The organism is Novipirellula methanifontis (assembly GCF_052161655.1).
In the GTDB taxonomy this organism is placed as follows: Bacteria; Planctomycetota; Planctomycetia; order Pirellulales; family Pirellulaceae; genus Novipirellula.
The window spans coordinates 3,166,154-3,189,310 of sequence record NZ_CP197418.1 but is presented as its reverse complement, the minus strand read 5'-3'; the positions used below and the strand labels follow the sequence as shown (position 1 = coordinate 3,189,310).

Sequence of the window (23,157 nt, the reverse complement as noted above, 5' to 3'; positions counted from 1 at the left end):
ACGTCGTCCGCAGCTAGTTCGACTGTCCGATTTTGTGAGCCGAACGCGCTAGCGTCGGGCCGCTGCTCGGCAAAACGTTGGCAAAATGAGGCCCGCGGCTAGCGCCGTCGGCTCACAAACGCACTTGTGTCGGGCCGCCATGCGGTAAAACGTTGTGTAAGGGACGCGTGGATGATCCAGTCGTTGAGATGCTTTGTATTAAAACCATGCCACAATAGGGATCGTTTCTTAACGGGCCGCGTCGCTAGTGGTCTGTTGCTATTGTTATTCCTCAGTATCAGCATGCTGAGTTTTAGCGGGTGTGGTCGGCCGATCGAGCATGCTTCGAGCCTTCCGCCGGCTACGACCGACGAGCCATTGAGGTCGATGCAATCGGCGATGCGAAACGGGCAGTGGACCGAGGCGTGGGCGCTGTCCCCCGCGGTGCTGAGTCAGCATCCCGATGATGCCGACGCGATTGCAACCGTTGCCAAAGTCGCCCACCAAAACGAAAAACGGCAAGTGGCGGCCGACTTGATGATTGCGGCATGTCATGCCGAGGATTTTGAGAATTCGGTTCGAGTGCAAGAAACGATCGCAGGTCTTGCTGCGAGTGGACGCGTCTATGATGCAATCGATCTGCTCGACAAATGCGTCGACCGTCATCCGCTATACCACCCGATCCGACGGATGCTTTTCAATTTCTACAGTGGAGTGGAGGACCACGTTCATAGCGTTCCGCATGGACGTTTTCTTGTTCGCCACCGTCAATTTGATCTGCCATTGTTGTTGGCATTGTGCAGTGACGAAGTTCGGACCGAGAGCGCCGATCCTCTGACCGAGATGGCTCGGCGACACTCCGAGGACAAGCGTCCGTTGATCGCCGAAGCGAAAATCCAATACGACCTTGGCAAACGGGATGACGCGGCGTCGTTGCTTGACGAGATTCTCCGCTTTCACCCTCGCTATGCACCGGCGCTGGCACTGAAATGCCGCGTACTGCTTGACCAAACACGCGATGACGAATTTGTCAAACTAGCCAAAATGTGCGGTAATGAAATCGATCCTTATCCGGCTTACTGGATCGCGATGGGAGATTTTGCAAGTTCACAGCAGCAGGATGCCGAGGCGACTCGGGCGTATTGGGAAGCAACGCGTCGCGATGCCGATGTTCGCGAGGCGTGGGTAAAATTAAGTACGTCATTGAGACGGTTGGGGAATTCGAAAAGTGGTCTCGATGCCGAGGCAATCAACGAGATCGAAAACCGAGCGATCGAGCTCAGTCGTTTGAGTGAACTAAAATTATCGATTACCAGGAGCGATCGTCCCCAACGCCGCACGGCGATCGAGATTGCCACAACCCTGCAATTGCTCGGGCGGCTGTGGGAGGCCGAAGCATGGGCTGCACTTGCAACCACCTGGGCGGACGACAACAAGGTTCCCGTTAACAAGGTGCGTCAATCGATCATCACCGCACTTCGCAAAGATACGCCTTGGCAAAGTTCGGATTCGCACCCAGAACTAAAACTCACTCTGACTAACTTGCCGCTGCCACGACTGGCCGCCCCTAATCACGCTGCAATCAAACACCGCTCGTCCCCCACACCCGCGATTGCATCGGCCAGTCAGCCGACAACGATGGCGTTGCGGGACGAAGCGATCCAACGTGGATTAAACTTTTCGGGACACACCGGTGATCACTTAGATCAGCCTGGCGTGATGTTTTATCAAACAGTCGGATGTGGGGGTGGCACAATCGATTTCGATCTCGATGGCTGGATTGATCTCTACTTGGCCGCCGCCGGAGGAACACCGCCCGCTCGCGATTCTTCGGCGAACGGGCTGATGAGAAACCACGACGGCATGTTTTCGAATGTAGCGAAGCAAGCGGGGGTGGATGACCGAGGGTTTGGACAAGGCGTGGCGATCGGGGATCTCAACGAGGACGGGTTTCCGGACATTTTACTGTTGAACTATGGCCCCAATACGCTGCTGGTCAACAACGGAGATGGCACCTTCGCCGATGCGAGCAAACGCTTGAACGAGCGAGATGCGTCCACGTGGTCGACGAGTGCCGCGATCGCGGATTTGGATGCAGACGGTTTGGCCGACATTGCGATCGTGAACTACTGTGAAGGACTCAAGCCAGTCACCGAAATTTGTCGCGACCAGCACGCTGAGATTTCACGAGCCTGCTCGCCCATCGTTTTCCCCGCTGCTGCCGATTGGTTTCTAAAAAGCCGCGGTGACGGCGACTTCATCGATCAAACCACTTCGTGGAATGCAACCCCCTTGGTGCTAGGCCGAGGATTAGGAGTGGCTGCGGGCGAGTTTGATAACCAGCCCGGCGTTGACGTGTTTGTCGCCAACGACATGACCAGCAACCATTTCTGGAATCGCAATTACAACTCGGAATCGGGCACTGATTATCGTTTGACCGAATCGGCAATCTTGCGAGGCCTTGGTTCAGATGATCGCTCGTCCGCTCAAGGTTCGATGGGCATCGCCGTTGCCGATTTGGATCGCGACGGAGATATCGATTTCTATGTCACCAACTTTGTCAACGAATGCAACACCTATCATGATCAACAGAGCGGTGGGTTATGGCGTGATCAAACAGCGATTAACCAGCTTTACGATCCGACATTACCGATGGTCGGTTTTGGTACTCAAGCGGTCGATCTTGACAATGACGCGGTCCTCGAATTGGTTGTGTCCAATGGACACGTGGACCATTACCCCAGTGGCGAACGAGCCAACTTCTACGCTCAGCCGATGCAGGTGTTTCAGCGCAGTTCGCTAACCGCCGGTGCATCGATCGGCCCTTTTGATTCGATCGCTGATTGGATCGCAGGCGATTACTTGAGATCGCCCCATGTCGGACGTGCGTTATGGACACTCGACGTCAATCGCGATGGACGCACCGACTTGGCTGTGACTCATCAAACCGAACCTGTTTCGCTGCTGATCAACCACAGCGAACCATCGAGAAATTGGTTGCAGTTGCAGCTAGTCGGACGCAATTGCTCGCGAGACGCGATTGGTGCGATGGTCAAAATCCAGTGTGGCGGTCAACAGTGGACATCAGGTCAAACCTCGGGTGACGGTTTTCTGTGTAGCAACGAGCGTGTGATCCGAGTCGGGATCGGCAACGCGAGTGACGATTGCGTCGTGACGGTCACATGGCCCGATGGCCAACAACAGCAATTCAATCGACTTGCGGTCAATTCCCGTTGGTTGCTCGTGCAAGGAGACGCGGACGCGTTTAAGTGGTGATGATGCGAATCATAATCCGTCGATCTGGCAGAATCGTTTTCCGGTCACGGTCGAATACGATCCTTGATCTTTCGATCTTCAGCTTGCAGTCGTTCGGCCATTGCCTCTGTACAAGACGGCGGTTCGATGCGTCATTCCGCGGCCGGATTGTTCGCTTGCTTTGTTTCGCCGTGATGTTTGGATTGGCGGGATGTCGTGAGGCAACGGAACCTACGGCGAGCATTGATTCGATTGCGATCCAATCAGAATCCGCAACCGAATCGGCTCCCACGCGACCGCAGCGTGTGCAGTCGGCCGCGCGGTTGATCGAAGCGGGATCAATGTCCGAGGCCTCAACGGTGATCCGGAATCTGCTGATTGAGGATCCGGATGATTTGCAAGTCAACACACTCATGTTGCGGGTACTGGTCTCGCAGCAAGACGTCACAGGAGCCGTCAGCCTATTGGACCGGATGGTGGATCTGCATCCGGAACGCCATGACGATATGCAGGCCTATGCGGCGAACCTGCTATACCATGCCGGAGCGGTCGAGCAAGCAATCGATCGCCTCGAGTCGCTGCTTGAGCGATCTCCAGAGTTTCACGAAGCGCGGCGGCGGTTGGCTCAAATGCTGAACCAACAAGCATACATGTTCGATGCAAATGAACAAATCCGGATTCTGATTCGTGACCATTTGATGACGCGTGACGAACTGGTTAGTTTGATCTTCCCTGAACGGTCGTGGGTCGCGGTAAAGGATATTCCGAAGGATCGCAGCGAGTGGCCGAAGCGTCAATTGAGCTTGATGAGCGTCGCTTCGGCCTATCGTATCGACGGAAATCCACGTCTGGCGCTGCAGTGCTTGAGCGAGGACGACTCGCACGTGAACCGGACTGATCCAGCGATCCTTTCCTTGCAGGGACGAGCGTTGGCCGATGCGCAGATGTACGAGCAACTGCGGGACTGGGTGTCATTGGCGCCAATGCAGTGCCAACTCTATCCCGACTACTGGATCGCTTGCGGCAATCTGGCGATTCACGACAACGACGAAGCAGCGATTGAATGTTTTGCGAACGCAATTCAGAGGGAACCGCATAGTTTAGACGCTCATTATGGGATGATTCAGTCGCTCGAAAATACAGGGCGGATGCCGCAGGCAGAGTTGTTTCGCAACCGATCGCATGTACTCGATACGCTGGGCCGGCAAGTCAGGGAAATCCGTGAGTCGACGCATCCGAATGCACAAGATTTTGTCGATATTGCGACAGGGTTAATGAGTGTCGGACGGTCATTGGAGGCGATTGCATGGCAGGAATTTGCCTTATCAATTTTTTCGCCTCGTTCACCCCAGCGTCATCAGATTGCCAGTTACAAGTCACGCGTGCTTGCCGAGTTTCCCTCGGGCAACGACGAATCGATGATTCTGTGTGGGCTCGATCGAAGCGAGTTGCCGTCGGTCCAGCGATGGTTGGCCGCCCTGAAAAATGCTTCATCGAATTCCGAATCCGTTGCCAAAACTGTCTCTCACGCAATTCCGAATCGCATCGATTTTCCCCGGGTGGATGCTGTTTTTCAGGACGTTGCCCCGCAAGTCGGGATTGAGTTTCGCTATCACAACGCCGCAGTACCGGTGGAACGTGAATTCCAGATCTTTCAAGCTTTTGGCGGCGGAGTGGGTTGTCTTGATTTCGATCGCGATGGGGGCGTCGATTTCTATTTTGGACAAGCCGCGACCACGCCGCCTGAGGGACTCGCAACGTTGTCCAATGCATTGTTCCAAAATCGGGGTGGCCAATTTGCAAACGTGGTTGCTCAAGCCAACGCGGATCATCGGGGGTACACCGTTGGAGTGACTGCGGGCGATTGGAACCAGGACGGTTTCCCCGATTTAATGATCGGCAATTTGGGGCGAAACCAATTGTTGATCAATCAAGGCGATGGCAGCTTTCGTCCTGCCCTCGATGACAGTCTTGGCAATGTGTCGTCGTATACAAGCAGTGTGGCGATCGCCGATGTGACGGGCGATGCGTTGCCAGAAATCGTGGAGATCAACTATTTGGACGATCCCGCAATTTTTGATCCGATCGAGTATGACGCCGACGGCAAGCCAATCTCGTTGCCCGGGCCGTTGCAATTTCAGCCTGCGATGGATCGCGTCTGGATATCAAGCGGTGACGGATCGATGGTGCCACAACCGCTCGGGGGTCAAGACGCAGCGGACTATAGCACCGGGCTCGCCCTATTGATCACGGACCTTGACCATAGGCCCGGGAACGATGTGTTTGTTGCAAACGATCTGCGAGCGAATCAATTGTGGACACGTCGCGATTCCGATGATTTACGATCTGAAATGGTCGATTTCGCCGTGTCTCGTGGCGTGGCGTACGGAAGTGCGGGCAAGCCGATGGCATGTATGGGAATCGCGTCTGCCGATTTTGATGGTAACGGACGGACCGACCTGCATGTTACGAATTTTGAAAATGAGTGGTCCAATCAATACATGCAAAATGATTCGGGCGTGTTCGTCGATTCTGCGGTGCCTTATCAGTTGGACACGGTGTCACGAAAGATGTTGGGCTTCGGTACCCAGGCGATCGATTATGACAACAACACAGTGTGGGACTTGATCGTGGGCAACGGACACATCGAAGATCTTTCCGCCAAAGGAAGTCTGTTTGCGATGCCCACGCAATTGTTGGCCGGACGCGGCAACAGTTTTGTTATACAAGATGTTTTGGGGGACGATGGCTACTGGAGCGACATGCACTTTTCGCGAGCGATGGCCAAATGTGACTTCAATCGTGACGGACGCATCGATGTTGTAATTACCGATTTGAAACAGAACGCAGTGTTGCTGGAGAACCAAACGTCCACCGCTAACCACTGGATTCAGTTGCAGTTGGTGGGCACCGCGTCAGAACGGGATGCGATCGGCGCGCGGGTGACCATCGAGTTTGACTCAAACGCGATCACCCAAACGGTCAATACCGGCGATGGCTATTGTGCAAAGAACGAATCGGTCCTCTTCTTTGGACTCGCCGCGTCCGATTTGGTCGATCGAGTCACCGTGGAATGGCCAAGCGGTCGAGTACAAGTATTTGATCAATTGACTTGCGACACACGTTGGATGTTGATCGAGGGTGAAACGGCTTGGGACACTACGCTACAATAGCGTCCCATTAAAACTCTTTCGCTCGACCCTCTCATTCCCAACCGAGTCGCCACATATGAAAGCTGCTTTTATTCAGCAGACTGGTCCTGCTTCGTCGATCCAATATGGCGAATTGCCTACGCCTGAAATTTCCGAGTCGCAGGTGCTGGTGCGTGTTGGAGCGGTCTCGGTCAATCCGATCGATCTGTACATCCGCAGCGGTGCGGTCCCTGCAAATTTGCCCAATCCCTACATCATCGGCTCGGATCTTGCCGGTACCGTCGAAGCGGTAGGGGCGGAGGTGACTCGATTTAAACCCGGTGACCGTGTCTGGGGAGTGCAGCAGAGTTCAGGAGGCCATCAAGGCACGTTTTCGCAGTGGTGTGCGGTGGAGAATCAGTGGCTCTATCCAATTCCCGACTCGGTGCGTGACGAAGACGCAGCGGCAATGGCGTTGGTCGGGATCACGGCACACTTGGGAATCGTCCGCGAAGCTCGTCTGCAGGCGGGCGAAACGATCTTTGTGCACGGCGGTACTGGCGGCGTGGGGTCGGCGGTAGTGCAAATGGCCAAAGCAATCGGCGCACGCGTGATTGCCACCGCTGGCGGTGACGAAAAAGTAAAGCGGTGTCGGGATCTTGGCGCCGACGAGGTGATCGACTACCGCGAGGGCGATGTTGCCAATCAGTTACGGCAATACGCTGCCGAGGGAGTGGACGTGTTTTTTGAAACGCTGCGAGAGCCCGATTTTGACTTTGCCATTAGTGCCATGGCGCCGCGTGGCAGGATGGTGGTGATGGCCGGTCGCGATGCGCGGCCGGAGTTCCCCGTGGGACCGTTTTATGTCAAAGGCTGCTCGCTGCACGGTTTTATGTTGCTCAAAGCGAGTGCGGAAGAACAACAAGCTGCCGCCGAAGACATCAACCGCTGGATGGCGACAAAACAGCTTCTCCCGCTGATCGATCGAGTGATACCGCTCAGCGAAGCCGCCGAGGCGCATGTGTTGCAAGAAAAACAAACACTCGAAAACCAAAGCAATCTGGTTGGCAAATTGGTTCTGACCCCGTAGTGGATCTTGCAAAAGATCCCGTCAAAAGCATGGACAGCCACGAAGAGGCGACATGCTGTAGCCATGGGCGTCAGCCCATGGAACACGAGCGAGTCGCGCGCCGTAAGTCCCAGAGGGACGGCAGGAGATTCCACGCACGCGATTCCTGTCGCCCCTCCAGGGCTTTGCAATCGTGTTTGCACTCGCAACCACGGGCTCTCGCCCGTGGCTACATCGTACCGTCCCTTCGGGACTGACCAACAGCCACGAAGTGGCGATATAATGTAGGAATCCGGATCCTTACCACCCCTTAGTTCCAACGGGACGACCGGACGAATCGGAGCGTAGCCATGTCGACTTTCACCAATTTGCTGTTCCACATTGTTTACAGCACGAAATACCGAAAGCGAACAATACGTCTTGAATGGCAGGACAACCTGTACGGTTACGTCGGAGGAATCGTCGGAGGAATCGTCCGAGATCAGAAAGGGACCCTTCTGAAAATTGGCGGCGTTGAAGACCACGTGCATTTACTCGCGAAGCTCAGTCCGACAATCGCGGTTTCAGATGTGCTCAGGAAGATCAAATCGAACTCGTCCAAATGGATCAATGAACGCTCGGACGTATCGACAACGTTTGAATGGCAATCCGGGTACGCGGCGTTCTCGGTTAGTGAATCACAATCACCGTCTGTTTCCGATTACATCGCCAGTCAAGCCGAGCATCATCGGAAAATGACCTTTGAGGAGGAATTCCTTGCGATCTTGAGGAAACACAACATCGAATTTGACACTCGGTACGTCTTTGAGCAGGAGATCATTGAATGATTGTCGCTTCGGCAGCCACGAGGTGACGAGGATGGGTAGCCACGAAGTGGCGACATGATGTAGCCATGGGCGTCAGCCCATGGACCACGAAAGCGTCGCGCTCCGTGAGTCCCAGAGGGACGACAGGAGATTCCACGCACGCGAGTCCTGTCGCCCCTCCAGGGCTCTGCAATCGTGTTTGCACTCGCATCCACGGGCTCTCGCCCGTGGCTACATCGTGCCGTCCCTTCGGGACTGAACAACAGCCACAAAGTGGCGACACGTTGTAGCCATGGGCGTCAGCCCATGGAACACGAACGAGTCGCGCGCCGTGAGTCCCGAAGGGACGACAGGGGATTCCGCGACCACGATTCCTGGTCGCCCCTGCGGGGCTTTGCAATCGTGTTTGCCCCCACCTCCACGGGCTCTCGCCCAATGGCTACATCGTACCGTCCCTTCGGGACTGACCCACTTAATAATCTTGTTCGTTGTCACTTGACTTGCATGAGGCTTGCCAATTTGTGAATGCCTGCTTCATGCTGCTGACTCGCTCGGCATTGCGATCGGCCAAATCGTGACTCTCGCTTGGGTCTTGGGCCAAATCGTACAGTTCCCATGTCTTGCCATTGTCGCTGCTGATCAACTTGTGTCGGCCTTGGTGCCAGGCGAGTTGCTTGCCAGACTGGAATCCGATCGGTTGGCTCCGCTCGGACTTTGGGTTGCCAATGACATTCAGTAGCGAGATGCCATCGATCGGTCGCGAGTCGGGATATTCCATCTGCAATGCGTCGAGCACCGTGGGCAAATAATCGCTGGTGACTGCGGGGAAATCGGTCGACGTGCCTGGTTCGGTATGTCCCGGCCACACCAAAATTCCTGGCACGCGAACGCCTCCTTCGTACAACGAACGCTTGCGGCCGCGATAATCGATCGCCGAACCCGGAGCCTTGCCTGCACTTCCTTCGGGGCCGTTGTCACTACAGAACCACAACATCGTATTGTCGGCGACATTCAACTCAGCCAGTTTCGCTCGCAATCGGCCCACTTGTTCGTCGAGCGCCGTGACGCAGCCGTAATAGTTACGCTCGTAACTCTCATGATCCAGATAATGCTTGGCGTGTTCCTCACCGGCGACCACCGGTAAGTGCGGGGCGTGGAACCAGACCGCAACAAAGAACGGCGTCTCTTCGGCCACCGCGTTTTCGATGAAGGGGATCGCACGGTCCATGATGATGCGGGAATCATCGCCCTCAAGATTCTCGGTGACTGGATTGCCCGAGTGATCCCAATAGTGCGTCCCGTAGGGCTTGGCATCCTCTTTGTCGGTAATCGCGTCCCAGTGGCCGTTGTCCTTGGCATTGGCTGGTTTGATCATCGGATCATAGGTGGGAACTTTGGACTCGGTGACAAAGCTATCGTCGTAACCATGTTGCCGCGGCGGTGAGAAATGTTTGGCTCCTTTGGGGCCACCGCGATTCGCATCTTTCACCGTGGTTGTCAATGTTCCGAGGTGCCATTTCCCAAAATGCCCCGTTGCATAACCTTGCGTTTTCAGAAGTTCAGGCAGCGTGATTTCGTTCTGTTTCATATGCCCGGTATTCGCGTTGTAGATTCCGTAGCGATACGGGTGACGGCCGGTTAAACAGCTGCCGCGTGTCGGGCTACACACGGGAGCGGCTGAGTAAAAACGATTAAACTTCAATCCGTCTGCCGCCATCGCATTGATTTGCGGCGTTTGGATGGGCGAGTCGGCGTTGAAGCATTGAGGGTCACCGATTCCCAGATCATCACACATGACCAAAATGACGTTGGGTTTGTCCGCAGCCGTCGTTTCCAGCACCAATAAAGCCAATAGCGAAAATGCAAAGAGGGGACGCATCAAATTTCCTTATTGAGTTTCGTGTTAAGCAGCTCAATATGAGTCATTCCACATAATGATCTGAGCCGACGGCGCTAGCCGCGGGCAAGTTTCCTACAATATTCACGAGCCCGCGGCTACCGCCGTCGGCTCACAGAATGATCGACGTTTCACCGGTAAATACCGAACCACCTGCGTAAAACCCTGATGACTCACTTGGTGATTTACATCGGTTTCGGAGGCCCGGCTGGTTTCCCAGTCTGCTTGTCGATCGGATATTTTGGTTGCCACGTGGGATGTTTTTGATTCAGCCAAGCATCAATCTGTTTGGAAATCGTTGAGGCAATTTCGGGACGTGTCTTAATCAAGTTTTTCGTTTCGCCTTGATCCTGACTCAAACAATACAGTTCCCACGAATCGCTCTCGTAGACGTACATCAGCTTGTAACGTTTCGCATTGATATCTGCGATCGCAGAAACGGCCGGTTCAGCCCGTTTGTCCATATAGCCTGGGAACAGATAGAACACGGTGTCACGGGCCCGCTGCAGTTGCGGATTGCGTAACACGTCGGCAAATGATTCGCCGTCCAGCGGGTGTTGGTCCGTGGGCGGCACCCAACCGTTTCCCGCCAGCTCGAGATAGGTTGGATAATAGTCAACCGAGTGGACTTTATGATCCGTGACGGTGTCCGCTGGAATAACGCCAGGCCAATAGGCGATCAAGGGAACACGAATGCCGCCTTCGGTCAGCATGCCTTTTTCGCCTCGTAGCGGCTGATTGTCTGCATGAGTACCGCCGTTATCCGAAGTAAACAGAATCAGCGTGTTAGCCGTGATACTGTCGTCTGGGTTACCGTCACCATTGGGATCCTCAAGCGTCGCCAGTATCCGAGCCATGTTTTCATCGACGCCTGCGATGAAGCCGACATACTCGGCCATCTTTTGAGTTGCACCGCCAATACGATCCATGGCCGCTTGTTTTAGGTCGGGACGAGCGCGAACAGGTCCATGCACCGCATAAGTATGAAATTGCAAGTAGAAAGGTTTGTCGCCGTCGGCAAGCTGCTGGACGGTGTCTTGCATCGCATCACCTAACGCATCACTGATGTGTTTGGGAGTATCCAACAGTGATTCTGGCAGACCTCGCTTCGCCAAATAAGCCTTGTCATACGGCGCGGCGTAGCGATCAAAATGACCGAGTCCGACTCCTTTGAATTTCCAATCGTCGTTTTTCTTGGATGCGAAACAGGTCGGTTGATGCCCTTGGCTGAATCCACCGATGTTGATGTCGAAGCCGACATTTTCGGGCATGGTTTCTTTGCCACGATGACCGCCGACGTGGTATTTGCCGATATGAGCGGTGGCGTAACCGTTTTGCTTCAGTGCCTCGGCAACCGTGATCGCAGCGGGGGCAACATCCTCGGATTGCTCGGGGCCTTTGAAACGGGCGGCTTCCTTTTTGATTCCGCCTCCGCCAAATCGGTTTAGATTTCCAACCACGTAGACATCGTTGTTAACACGGGCAGGGTATTGACCCGACAACATCGCCGCACGGGTGGGGGCACAGTTAGGTTGGGCATAGGCATGCGTAAAACTGAGTCCACCGGCAGCGACTTTTTCGATCGTCGGGGTCTGATAGAGATCTTTCGCAGTGCTCATGGTCGCCTGTTTCGCACTGATGTGATTCCATCCCAAGTCGTCGACCATATAGACGATGATGTTGGGTTTCGTTTCAGCTTTGCGGTCGGTGGCATTGGCAGCGAGCGACTGCGATCCCGGAATTACCGCAGAGAATGTCGCCAGCAAGAATGATAAGAGACAGATCGAACAGAGGCTACGATTCACGGGGATGCCCTCAGGGGATATTCTGAAACGAATTGGGGTGCGGCGAGCTGCCTGGATTAAGCGTTGTCATTGTAGCCTGCGAGATCTTCGCTCGCATCGATTTCATCCACTTTGGCAATCGCCAAGTTTTGTCATGCGGTATGCCATTTGCTTTTGAATCTGACCAACTTGCCTGACTTACACGAGGAAAGTCTTATGACTGACTACACCAAGTTGCGAACGGAACTCGAAGCACAACTGCGAGATCTCGTCTCTCGAGCCGAGGGAATCGACAACGATCTGCGTAAACCGGGCGATGATGATTGGGAAGAGCGGGCGACGGAGTCCGAAGGAGACGAAGTCCTGGCCTCGGTCGGCGATCTCGCGCTCAAAGAGATTGAACAGATCAAGCATGCCCTGCACGAGATCGACGAAGGAACGTACGGCAAGTGCACCCGCTGCGGTAGTCAAATTCCGCACGAGAGACTTGAGGTCGTTCCTTATGCCACGACCTGTACCGGATGTGGTTGATCGTGTCGTTCCCGCACGATCAGACAGCCAATTATACCTGTAGCGGAGACTCCGATGAGCATTCGATTGTCCCTGATGGCCTGTGTAATCGCGATGGTTTTGATGCCTGCGATCTACTCTCGGTCTCAACAGACGGAACAGCCTCAACAGCAGATGGAGGTCCAGAAACGCGACATGCAAAAGAAGCTGGACTATTCAAAAAACATCCTCGACGGCTTAGTGACCGAAGATTTTGGCAAGATCCTCGCCAACGCCAAATCGCTCAACACGCTGGGAAAACACAAGTGGATGGAGAATGATTCGATTGCTTATCGCACTCAGAACCAAGTGTTTTGGTTTACCACCGGGACGCTGACAACGGCGGCCGAGCGAAAGAATCTTGACGGAGCGATGCTCTCGTATACCCAGATGATGCATGCCTGTGTCAATTGTCATCAGGTAATCCGACGCCAATAGTTACTGCCCATGACTATCGTAACCTCCGTAGCGGTGATCGCCGGATTGACGTTCGCTTTGGCATCCATGATTGTGATCGCCAATCGTTGGTTACACGTCCAAGAAGACCCGCGGATTGATCGGGTCGAAGCGATGTTGCCTCACACCAATTGCGGGGCATGCGGCTATCCGGGCTGCCGAGCGTTTGCCGAGGCGTTGGTGCGAGGCGAGACGCTGCCAGCGAAATGCACCGTCGGCACCGAGGTCGATCACGTCAAAGTCGCGACCTTTTTAGGCGTTGATGTCGGGACGCAAGAGAAGCGAGTGGCACGTTTGGCGTGTGCGGGTGGGAGCAATGTGGCTCGAAACCGCGCGCACTACGAGGGACTCGGGTCGTGTGCCGCAGCGGCATTGGTTGCCGGAGGTGGCAAAGCATGTTTTTGGGGGTGTCTTGGTCTAGCGGACTGCGAGCATGCCTGCGATTTTGATGCGATCGACATGGATGTTCACCAGATTCCGGTGGTCGACGAAGATCGCTGTACCGCCTGCGGCGATTGTGTCGAGGCATGCCCGAAGGATCTGTTTTCACTTCACCCGGCAAGCCACCGGTTGTGGGTGGCGTGTGCATCGTTAGCCGAAGGAGACGAAATCCTCAGCGATTGCGAAGTCGCCTGCACGGGATGTGGTCGCTGTGCAATGGACGCACCGAGCCAGATCGAGATGAAGTTTCACTTGCCCGTCATTAATTACAGCAAGGGTTCGCTGTCGGCAGTGCCCACCCAGCGATGTCCAACCGGCGCGATCGTTTGGCTCGACAAGACCCTCGGACCTGTGAAAGGCCAAGCGGCCAAAAAGATCATTCGACAAGGCAATGTGCGAGAAGGGATCTCGTAAGTGATCCGTCGAGGGTTCGGCATGTGCTTTGCGTTCTGAATTGTTGCTTGATGAATGCTTTGCAATTTGAGGTTTGGCGTTTGAGCCACAAACAGCATCGCATTGGAACGGTCTTTTCCGTGAGCGATGATGGCTATGACGAAATCGAAACAGGAATTCAAATACCCAGGGACTCGCGTCGCAGTTGACGGAAACACTGCGGTGGCGATGTGTGAACGCGAGTCAACGGATGCGGCAGGGGCGTACCCGATCACGCCCTCCACTCAGATGGGGGAATATTGGGCCGAGGCCGCCGCCAGCGGTCACGTAAACATCTCGGGCCGCCCCTTGATCTTTATTGAACCGGAGGGCGAGCACGCTGCTGCTGCGGTCACTGCGGGGCTTTCGATGACGGGGTTGCGAGCAAGCAATTTTTCGTCTGGACAAGGCATCGCATACATGCACGAGTCGCTGTACGCGGCGGTAGGAAAGCGGTTGACCTATGTCCTAAATATCGGGGCACGGGCAATGACCAAAGCGACGCTGAATGTGCACGCCGGTCATGACGACTACCACTGCATGGATGACACTGGTTTCTTTCAGATGTTTGCCAAAGATGCGCAGAGCGTTGCGGATTTAAACATCATCGCCCATCGCATCGCCGAACTGGCGTTGACACCGGGCGTTATCGCACAGGATGGGTTCTTAACGACTCACTTGATCGAATCGATCCAAGTTCCCGAACGCGAATTGATTCGTGAATTTCTGGGGCGTCCTGACGACATCATCTCGACGCCCACTCCGGCTCAACAGATCATTTACGGCGAGACACGACGACGGATCCCTGAGGTCTGGGACGTTGACAACCCGGTGATGACAGGCACGGTTCAGAATCAAGACTCGTATATGCAGAGCGTCGCGGCTCAGCGTCCCTATTTTTTTGATCATTTGCCGGAGTTAACCGAACAAGCGTTTGAGCAATTTCATCAGCTGACAGGTCGCCGCTACGATCGTGTGATCGGTTACCGCACCGACGATGCGGAATACCTGATCGTCGGTCAAGGCAGTCTGATTCCGACGGCCGAGGCGGTTGCCGATCATCTGCGAGAAAGCCGTGGCATTCGAGTCGGCGTCATCAACTTGGTAATGTTTCGCCCCTTTCCCGCCGATCTACTCAGTCGCATGTTCAAGGGCAAGAAGGGCGTTGCCGTGCTAGAGCGGCTCGATCAACCGCTCGCAGTGGATTTGCCGTTGATGCGGGAAGTCCGCGCGACAATGAGCCGCTGTCTCGAGAATGGGCGTGAGCCATCGAAGCCTGCGTTTCCGAACTTGGAAACCTATCGTTCGCTAACAGACGCTCCCGCGCTGTATTCGGGTTCCTTTGGAATGGGCAGTCGCGATTTGCAACCCGAAGGCGTTGTGGCGGCGATCGAGAACATGCTTCCGCAAGGACAAAATCGCAAATTCTTCTATCTGTCGATCGACTTTCTGCGAGATACCCCGGTCAGCCCCAAGCAACGCATTCACCAACAGGACATCGAATCGAAGTATCCCGACATCCGCAAACTTGCCATCCGCGGATCGGAGAATCCGAACTTGATGCCCGAAAGCAGCATCACGGTGCGAATGCATTCGGTCGGCGGTTGGGGCGCGATCACGACGGGCAAAAATTTAGCGTTAACGCTGTACGATTTGCTTGGGTTTCATATCAAAGCCAACCCCAAATATGGTTCGGAAAAGAAGGGACAACCTACAACCTACTACCTGTCGGCTGCCCCCGAACCGATTCGCATCAATAGCGAGTACTTCTATGTCGACGTGGTGTTGTCGCCCGATCCGAATGTGTTCCATCACACCAATGCATTGGCTGGGTTGAAGGAAGGTGGCGTGTTTATTATCCAAAGCGATAAGACGTCCGCCGACGAGGTGTGGAAGAGTATTCCGGAGCCGTATCGCCGGATTCTGATCGACAAAAAGATCAAGTTCTTTTACTTGGATGCGTTTCAGATTGCCCGCGATGAGGCGAGTGACCCTGATCTGCAGCTGCGAATGCAAGGCATTGCGTTTCAAGGAGCCTTTTTTTCAGCGTCCCCGGTTGCTGAGAAAGCCGGATTGTCTCAGGTACGTCTACTCGAAGCCATCCGCAATCAGTTGCAACACAAATTTGGCGGCAAAGGGGCACGCGTCGTGCAAGAAAACATGGCGGTCGTCAAACGAGGGTTCGACGAAGTCAAGTCGGTACCGTACGGTGCGATCGACGAGGAATCTCCGCGTAAAACTGCGGCGCGAGAACCGGCACTTCCCGTTGTCCTAAAGACGCAACCGGCAAGCAAGTCGCGGCTGTCGGACATCCATCGCTTCTGGGAACAAACCGGCAACCTTTACGCACGTGGAATGGGATCCGACACAATTACCGATCCCTTTATCGGACTGGGAACGATCCCTGCAGTGACCACGATGTTTCGTGACATGAGCGGGATTCGCTTTCAACATCCTCAATGGATCGCCGAGAATTGTACCGCGTGCGGTCGCTGCTATACGGTTTGTCCCGACACTGCAATTCCCGGTTTAGTCAACGAAGTCACTCAGGTCTTTGATACGATCATCGCTCGGCTTCGCAAAGGTGGAATGGATTTAAAGTACCTGCCAAAAGCGGTTCGCGACGTCGAGAAAAACCTGCGTCCGATCTTTGCCGAGGCGAGCGAAAACGACAACGTATTGGGGATGTTACAAGAGGCGATTAACAAAACCCTTCGCGACAGCAAGCTCGAAAAGGTTCCACGTGATGAACTCAAGCACGAACTCGAAGCGTTCCGCGAAGAAATCGGTGAGTTTCAGTTTGCGTTGTCGCGTCCCTATTACACGCTGAAAGAAAAAGAGTCGCCTGGCGAAGGCGGCTTATTGAGTATCACGGTGAATCCCAACACCTGCAAAGGGTGTATGGAATGCGTGCAAGTGTGTGACGACGACGCACTTCGCGTCGTGACACAAACGGACGAGTCACTCAGTACGTTGCGACGCAATTGGGATGTTTGGCAAGACCTGCCCACGACACCGAAAAAGTACATACGCGTGCAAAACATCGAAGAGGGCATCGGTGCGTTGGAAACCTTGTTGTTGGACAAACGAAACTATTCGTCCTTGGCCAGCGGTGATGGTGCCTGTAACGGCTGCGGCGAAAAGAGCGTCATTCATCTGTTCACCGCAACGGTCGAAGCACTCATGCAACCTCGCGTTGAGCGGCATGTCGCCTCGTTGACCGACTTGATTGCGAAACTGGAAACTCACATCCAACATCGATTGGTGCAGGAAATCGATGTCGGCGATCCCGAATCCCTCGCGAAGATTGTGGACGAAATAGGCACAGCCGATGTGACGCTGGCGGGGATCGCTCAACGAGTCGAAAGCCAGCGGGGCGGCGAGCCGATTGATCAGCAATGGCTTCGCCGGGTCACGAGCCTATTGGCGACACTGAAACGTCTTCGTTGGAACTACGTCGAAGGGGTCACAGGACGTGGGCGTGCCAACGCCGGGATTTTGAACTCGACCGGCTGTTCGTCGGTGTGGGGCAGCACGTTTCCCTTCAACCCGTATCCTTTTCCCTGGGCCAACCATTTGTTCCAAGATGCCGCTTCGATGGCGATGGGAGTTTTCGAAGGGCACATGAGCAAGATGGCCGACGGATTCAAAGCAATCCGCTTGGCTGAGCAAGAGTTGTCGGACAATGGTAACGCTCCGACCGATTCGTCGTTGACCTATTTCAATTGGCGGCATTTCAGTGACGAGGAATGGGAACTCTGTCCGCCAGTGGTCGCCATTGGTGGCGATGGCGCGATGTACGACATCGGTTTTCAAAACCTTTCACGCGCCATGATGTCGGGCAAACCGATCAAGGTGCTGATCTTGGACACGCAGGTCTATTCCAATACGGGCGGACAAGCCTGCACGTCGGGATTCTTTGGGCAAATTTCCGACATGGCTCAATACGGCAAATCGATTCAGGGGAAACAAGAGGTTCGCAAAGAAATCGGTTTGATCGGAATGGCACATCGCACGACCTACGTGATGCAGAGCACGATTGCACATCCGAATCATTTGATCGAAGGATTTATCGAGGGGCTAAAGTCGCGGCGGCCTGCACTGTTTAATCTCTACACCTCGTGTCAACCCGAGCATGGCATCGGAGATGACATGAGTGCTAATCAGGCCCGTTTGGCGGTCGAGTCGAGAGCCTATCCGCTGTTTCGCTACAACCCCGATCACGGAAATCGGCCCGAGCAGTGTTTCGATTTGGAAGGCAATCCCGCGATTGACCAAGATTGGCCTAGCTACGAGTTGAAATATACCGAGAACGGACGCCACAAGACAATGTCGTTGCCGATGACCTTTGCTGATTTTGCCGCGACCGAGATCCGATTCCGTAAACATTTCCGGACGGCACCGCCGGAAACGTGGAACGACAAGATGATTCTGCTGGCCGATTTTTTGATACTGCCAGCGGAGGAACGCGAAGGATTGTTTCCGTATGTGTGGAGCGTCAATCGCAAACAAGAATTGATGCGTTTATTGGTCGCGCCGCCAATCGTCGCGTCCTGCGAAGATCGTCGCGATTTTTGGACGATGCTGCGAGCGATCGCCCGTGTTAACGAAACGAAACCGGATCGCACCGCAATCGAAGCGGATGTCCGTCGGGAAATGACCAATCGTATCGCGTCGGGGATGATGCAGTTATTGACTGGCGAAGCAAATGGGTCGGCCGTTGCCGTCGCGGATCCCGTGGACACAATTCCCGACCGCCAATCACCGGCGAATGCCAACAGCGAATTCATGGCCCCTTGGATCGACACGCCTCAGTGCACATCGTGTGACGAGTGCGTTCGATTGAACCCCAACATCTTTGCCTACAACGACAAGAAAAAGGCGTTCATCCAAAATCCTGAGGGAGGACCGTACAAGGATTTAGTCAAGGCTGCCGAGCGCTGTACAGCCCAGATTATTCATCCAGGGTTGCCGAAAGACCGTAGCGAAAAGGACATTGAAAAATGGATCGCTCGTGCTGAGAAGTACAACCAATGAGAGACCTCTCGTTCGACTTTTTTCGTGGCAAGACATTCGCACATGGGATTCATCCTCCTGAGTCGAAACAGGAGACTTGTCATCGCGAGATTCAACAATTCCCGTTTGCACCGTTATTGATCGTGCCACTTTCCCAGCACATCGGCAAACCGGCAGTGCCCGTGGTTGACGAAGACGACGAAGTGGTGCGAGGCCAATTGATCGCCGCGGCAGACGGATTCATGTCGGTGGCGATCCATGCTCCGGCGTCAGGAATCATCCGCCGAATCGCTCCAACCCCCAGCATCAACGGCAAGATGGAACCCGCATTTTTTCTCGAGCCGTTTGCAGCATCGACTCAAGAGGTGGTCGAGGGGACTCCGCTTGACATCGATTCGGCAAGTCGCGAGCAGATCCTCGCCGCAATCCAGTCCGCAGGCATTGTCGGGCTCGGGGGCGCCGGATTTCCGACCCACGCGAAACTGAAAATTCCCGACGGCAAATTCGTTGACACGCTGGTGATTAACGGCATCGAGTGCGAACCGTATCTGACGACCGATCACCGGGTGATGCTTGAACATGCCAACGACGTGATCACCGGTATTGGTTACTTGTTACGCGCGACCGCAGCCCAGCGGGCGATCATCGCAGTCGAAGCGAACAAACCCGACGCGGCGGAATCGCTTCGCCGCGTGTTGCCACCCTCCGCCCCGATCACCATCGAAGTCTTGCCTGTGAAATATCCGCAAGGCGCCGAGAAGATGTTGATCACCGCGTTGTTGAATCGCGAGGTTCCGTCACGCGGATTGCCACTCGATGTGCATGTGATTTGCGTCAACGTGGGGACTGCGGCCGAAATTGGCAAACTGATTCCCAGCGGAATGGGGCTGCAAGAACGCGTCGTCACAGTGGGCGGACCGGCAGTCCAACAGAAAGGCAACTACCGCATCCCAATCGGCACGACGCTGCGGTTTATTTTGGAAACCGTGGGCACCGAACAAGGCATCTCCACCGTCGTGATGGGGGGACCGATGATGGGAGCCGCCGCCTCGAGTTTGGATATCCCGATCACAAAAGGCTCCACCGGCGTGATTGCCTTTACCGAGCGTGAAACAGGCAAGCTGAGATCGCGAAAGCAGTTTCCCTGTATCAAGTGTGGCGATTGCGTTGACGTGTGTCCTCTGTTTTTGAACCCGTCGCAATTGGGGCTGCTTGCCGAACATGGTCGTTATTCATCGATGGTCAACGACCACCATCTCATGGACTGTTTCGAGTGTGGCTGCTGCACGTTTGTGTGTCCGGCTCACATTCCCTTAGTCCAGCAATTTCGTGTGGCCAAGGCGGCGATTCGCAAGGCGGCAAGGAGCGAGGGATGACCAAGTTATCCAAGACGCTGACGATCCATAGTTCGCCGCACATCGGTGCCGCGTCGAGTGTCGACTCGATCATGCTGAACGTGGTGTTTGCATTGCTGCCGGTCTGTGCATTTGCAATTTACCGGTTTGGGATTTCCGCTGCGTTGATCCTGATGACCGCCGTGTTGTCCTGTGTGCTGACGGAACACCTGATGTGTCGGTTCAGTGGCCGACCGACCACGGTCAGCGACGGATCGGTACTGATCACCGGCATCTTGTATGGACTGATTCTGCCACCAAGTTTGCCGCTCTGGATGGTGGCTGCAGGTGGGGTGATCGGAGTCGGAATGGGAAAGTTTCTTTTTGGCGGACTCGGCTACAACGCGTTTAATCCTGCTCTGGTGGGACGGGCGATCTTGCAGGCCGCCTTTCCTGCGGCAATGACGACGTGGCCATCCAAATCCGCCGCCTCGTTCACTTCGCTTCCTTCGTCAACACTGGCGTTGCCACTGACCAAGCCCGATTACGATGGCATCTCGGCGGCGACGCCGTTAGCGAAATGGAAGTTTGAGCAAATCTCAACGGACACAACCGACCTGTTAATGGGCACGGTTTCGGGATCGACCGGAGAAACGTGTGCAGTCCTGATCTTGCTCGGAGGCGTTTACTTGGTAGCTCGGCGAATGATGAGCTGGCGGATCCCCGTTGCCATTCTTTCCACCGTTGCTCTTTGTAGCATGCTGCTGCAGACGCTCGATCCGACTCGCTACGCGGGGCCGTCGTTGATGTTGTTCTCGGGCGGCTTGATGTTGGGGGCGGTCTTCATGGCCACTGATATGGTTGCCTCTCCGATCACTCATCTTGGCTGCGTCGTTTACGGAATCTTGATCGGTTTATTGGTAGTGGTCATTCGTGTGTGGGGTGGCATGCCTGAAGGCGTGATGTACGCGATCCTGATTGGCAATGCAGTGTCGCCCCATATCGACCATTGGATTCAACCGCGAGTTTACGGCACTGCATCTCGAGGTGACGCGGTATGAAAACCTCGCTTCCCACTGACCCCATGTTGACCGGATCGGCAAGCACGCCGGCTCCACAGACGGCATCGATTTATGGCGTTGTCTTGAGTGTCGGGATCGTGTGCAGTCTTGCCATTGTGACGGTATATCAGTTGACGGGTCCTCGGATTATCCGTAACCGAGTGGCGCTGCGTCACGACGCCATTCTCACAGTCTTGCCGGATGCAGTTTCGGTGATCCCGTTCAAATTTGACTCCTCCCTAAGTCAGTTCCAGCCTGCTGCGACGGATGACGCTGGTTCCGACGCTGTATTTGCAGGCTTTAATCCGAGCGGAGAACTCGTAGGCTTGGCAATCGAGACCGAGGGGATGGGATATCAGGACACGATTCGGATGATGTATGGATACTCGCCACGCGAGCAAGCGATCATCGGTATTCGCGTGCTAGAGAGCCGTGAAACGCCAGGGCTAGGCGACCGCATTGAAACGGATGCCAATTTCCTGAGTAACTTTCGACAGTTGGATGTGTCGCTCGATTCCACCTCGAACCAGCTTGCCCATCCGATTGAGTTCGTCACATCGGGGAACAAGACCGCCCCATGGCAGATCGATGGGATCACCGGAGCAACGATTTCGTCGCGAGCCACCGCGGCGATGTTACGTGACAGTACAGCGAACTGGATCCCTCGCGTGTACCCCCGCCTTGCCGATTTCACGGCACCCCCACAGGAGACGCGATGATGTCTTCCGTACACGAAGAACCTGTGCAGCTCGACACCAACGATTTCGTCAACGGAATTTGGAAACAGAATCCGGTCTTTGTCCAGGTGTTAGGGATGTGTCCAGTGCTGGCGGTTTCCAACACCGCGATCAACGCACTGGCGATGGGATTGGCGACTTCGTTTGTGTTGCTAATGTCCAACGTCGTTGTCTCGCTGATTCGCGGCATCGTTCCGAACCAAGTCCGCATTGTGACGTTCATATTGGTGATCGCCACGTTTGTCACGATCGTCGACTACGTGATCCAAGCGATCAGTTTGGAGCTGCATCGATCGTTGGGCGCCTTTATTTCGCTGATCGTGGTCAATTGTTTGATCCTGGGACGCGCCGAAGCGTTTGCCTCGAGACATCGCGTGGATCGTTCTGCAATGGACGCACTTGGCATGGGCATCGGCTTCACCGTCGCACTGCTTTGCTTGGGCGCCGTCCGCGAACTGCTCGGAAACGGCAGCCTGTTTGGATTTCGAATGTTTGGCGAGTCGTTCCAGGAGTGGACGATCATGATGCTGCCACCCGGCGGCTTTTTTACTCTGGCAGCATGGTTGTTGCTAATCCACTGGTTTGAACAACGTCGTACTGGCACAGAAACGGAACACGAGGTCGTCGGATGAATAACGAGTCACTTGGCGTGATCTTCATCAACGCATGTTTAGTGAACAATTTTGTGTTGGCATATTTCTTAGGGATTTGTCCGTTTTTGGGTGTGTCCGCCAAACGTCAAACCGCATTGGGGATGGGGGCGGCAGTCACACTGGTGATGACCGTCAGCTCGATTGCCGCGTCTGGGATCCACACGCTGTTGGTGTATTTGGACGCACCTTATTTGCAACTGATTTCGTTTATCGCGGTGATCGCATCGACGGTTCAGTTGGTCGAAATGTTCATCAAAAAAGTCAGTCCGACTCTATTCCGATCGTTGGGGATTTTTTTGCCGCTGATCACCACCAACTGTGCGATCCTGGCGGTTGCCTTGTTTCAAACGAACCGAGGCTACGGAGGGCTTCAGTCGATCGTGTTTGCGTTTGGTGCCGGAGTGGGTTTCACATTGGCTCTGGTATTGATGGCAGGAATTCGCGAGAAACTTGAACTGGCCCACCCTCCGGATCTTGTCAAAGGGACGGCATTGACCTTGGTCATTGCTGGGTTGCTTTCGATTTGTTTTATGGGATTCGCGGGGTTATTGGGTTGA

The 23,157-nt window shown here is 54.7% G+C and carries 15 protein-coding genes; 13 read left to right on the top strand and 2 right to left on the bottom strand.

The genetic code is table 11. The annotated features are described in order from the left end of the window. Nucleotides 1–282 precede the first annotated feature (282 nt). From SH528x_RS11420 to tnpA, 4 genes are all read left to right on the top strand, one after another. Nucleotides 283–3,255, top strand: coding sequence for an FG-GAP-like repeat-containing protein (locus SH528x_RS11420; RefSeq protein WP_442510647.1), 2,973 nt, complete (start codon nucleotides 283–285; stop codon nucleotides 3,253–3,255). Nucleotides 3,256–3,410: 155 nt separating this feature from the next. Then, complete coding sequence (locus SH528x_RS11415; RefSeq protein ID WP_442510646.1) at nucleotides 3,411–6,407, top strand: FG-GAP-like repeat-containing protein; 2,997 nt, start codon at nucleotides 3,411–3,413, stop codon at nucleotides 6,405–6,407. 55 nt (nucleotides 6,408–6,462) lie between these two features. After that, the gene (locus tag SH528x_RS11410; RefSeq protein ID WP_442510645.1) at nucleotides 6,463–7,455 is read left to right on the top strand and encodes an NADPH:quinone reductase; all 993 of its coding nucleotides are present in this window, start codon (nucleotides 6,463–6,465) and stop codon (nucleotides 7,453–7,455) included. A gap of 329 nt (nucleotides 7,456–7,784) precedes the next feature. Then, nucleotides 7,785–8,261: an IS200/IS605 family transposase gene (tnpA, locus tag SH528x_RS11405; RefSeq protein ID WP_442510644.1), complete on the top strand. Its 477-nt coding sequence runs from the start codon at nucleotides 7,785–7,787 to the stop codon at nucleotides 8,259–8,261. 451 nt (nucleotides 8,262–8,712) lie between these two features. On the opposite strand, the gene SH528x_RS11400 is transcribed toward tnpA, so the two are convergent. Then, nucleotides 8,713–10,119, bottom strand: coding sequence for a sulfatase family protein (locus SH528x_RS11400; RefSeq protein ID WP_442510643.1), 1,407 nt, complete (start codon nucleotides 10,117–10,119; stop codon nucleotides 8,713–8,715). Nucleotides 10,120–10,322: 203 nt separating this feature from the next. Beyond that, complete coding sequence (locus SH528x_RS11395) at nucleotides 10,323–11,942, bottom strand: sulfatase (protein ID WP_442510642.1); 1,620 nt, start codon at nucleotides 11,940–11,942, stop codon at nucleotides 10,323–10,325. Between the two features lie 195 nt (nucleotides 11,943–12,137). On the opposite strand from SH528x_RS11395, the gene SH528x_RS11390 reads away from it, so the two are divergent. The 9 genes from SH528x_RS11390 (at nucleotide 12,138) to SH528x_RS11350 (ending at nucleotide 23,157) form a co-directional block, all read left to right on the top strand. Further along, complete coding sequence (locus SH528x_RS11390) at nucleotides 12,138–12,452, top strand: TraR/DksA family transcriptional regulator (RefSeq protein ID WP_442510641.1); 315 nt, start codon at nucleotides 12,138–12,140, stop codon at nucleotides 12,450–12,452. Nucleotides 12,453–12,506: 54 nt separating this feature from the next. Further along, nucleotides 12,507–12,908 (top strand): hypothetical protein, encoded by a 402-nt coding sequence (locus SH528x_RS11385; protein ID WP_442510640.1) that lies wholly within the window; start codon nucleotides 12,507–12,509, stop codon nucleotides 12,906–12,908. Nucleotides 12,909–12,917: 9 nt separating this feature from the next. Continuing rightward, nucleotides 12,918–13,781 (top strand): RnfABCDGE type electron transport complex subunit B, encoded by an 864-nt coding sequence (locus SH528x_RS11380; protein ID WP_442510639.1) that lies wholly within the window; start codon nucleotides 12,918–12,920, stop codon nucleotides 13,779–13,781. Nucleotides 13,782–13,916: 135 nt separating this feature from the next. Then, a complete protein-coding gene (locus tag SH528x_RS11375) occupies nucleotides 13,917–18,836 on the top strand; it encodes a 2-oxoacid:acceptor oxidoreductase family protein (protein WP_442510638.1) in 4,920 nt (1,639 codons plus the stop codon). Further along, nucleotides 18,833–20,191, top strand: a complete 1,359-nt coding sequence (gene rsxC, locus SH528x_RS11370; protein WP_442510637.1) for an electron transport complex subunit RsxC — start codon at nucleotides 18,833–18,835, stop codon at nucleotides 20,189–20,191. Before SH528x_RS11375 ends, rsxC begins: the two co-directional genes overlap by 4 nt. After that, a complete protein-coding gene (locus SH528x_RS11365) occupies nucleotides 20,188–21,210 on the top strand; it encodes an RnfABCDGE type electron transport complex subunit D (protein WP_442510636.1) in 1,023 nt (340 codons plus the stop codon). The genes rsxC and SH528x_RS11365 overlap by 4 nt, the downstream gene beginning before the upstream one ends. Continuing rightward, on the top strand, nucleotides 21,207–21,929 hold the full coding sequence (locus SH528x_RS11360) for an FMN-binding protein (RefSeq protein WP_442510635.1): 723 nt from the start codon (nucleotides 21,207–21,209) through the stop codon (nucleotides 21,927–21,929). Before SH528x_RS11365 ends, SH528x_RS11360 begins: the two co-directional genes overlap by 4 nt. Further along, complete coding sequence (gene rsxE / locus SH528x_RS11355; protein ID WP_442510634.1) at nucleotides 21,926–22,579, top strand: electron transport complex subunit RsxE; 654 nt, start codon at nucleotides 21,926–21,928, stop codon at nucleotides 22,577–22,579. Before SH528x_RS11360 ends, rsxE begins: the two co-directional genes overlap by 4 nt. Next, a complete protein-coding gene (locus SH528x_RS11350; protein ID WP_442510633.1) occupies nucleotides 22,576–23,157 on the top strand; it encodes an electron transport complex protein RnfA in 582 nt (193 codons plus the stop codon). Before rsxE ends, SH528x_RS11350 begins: the two co-directional genes overlap by 4 nt.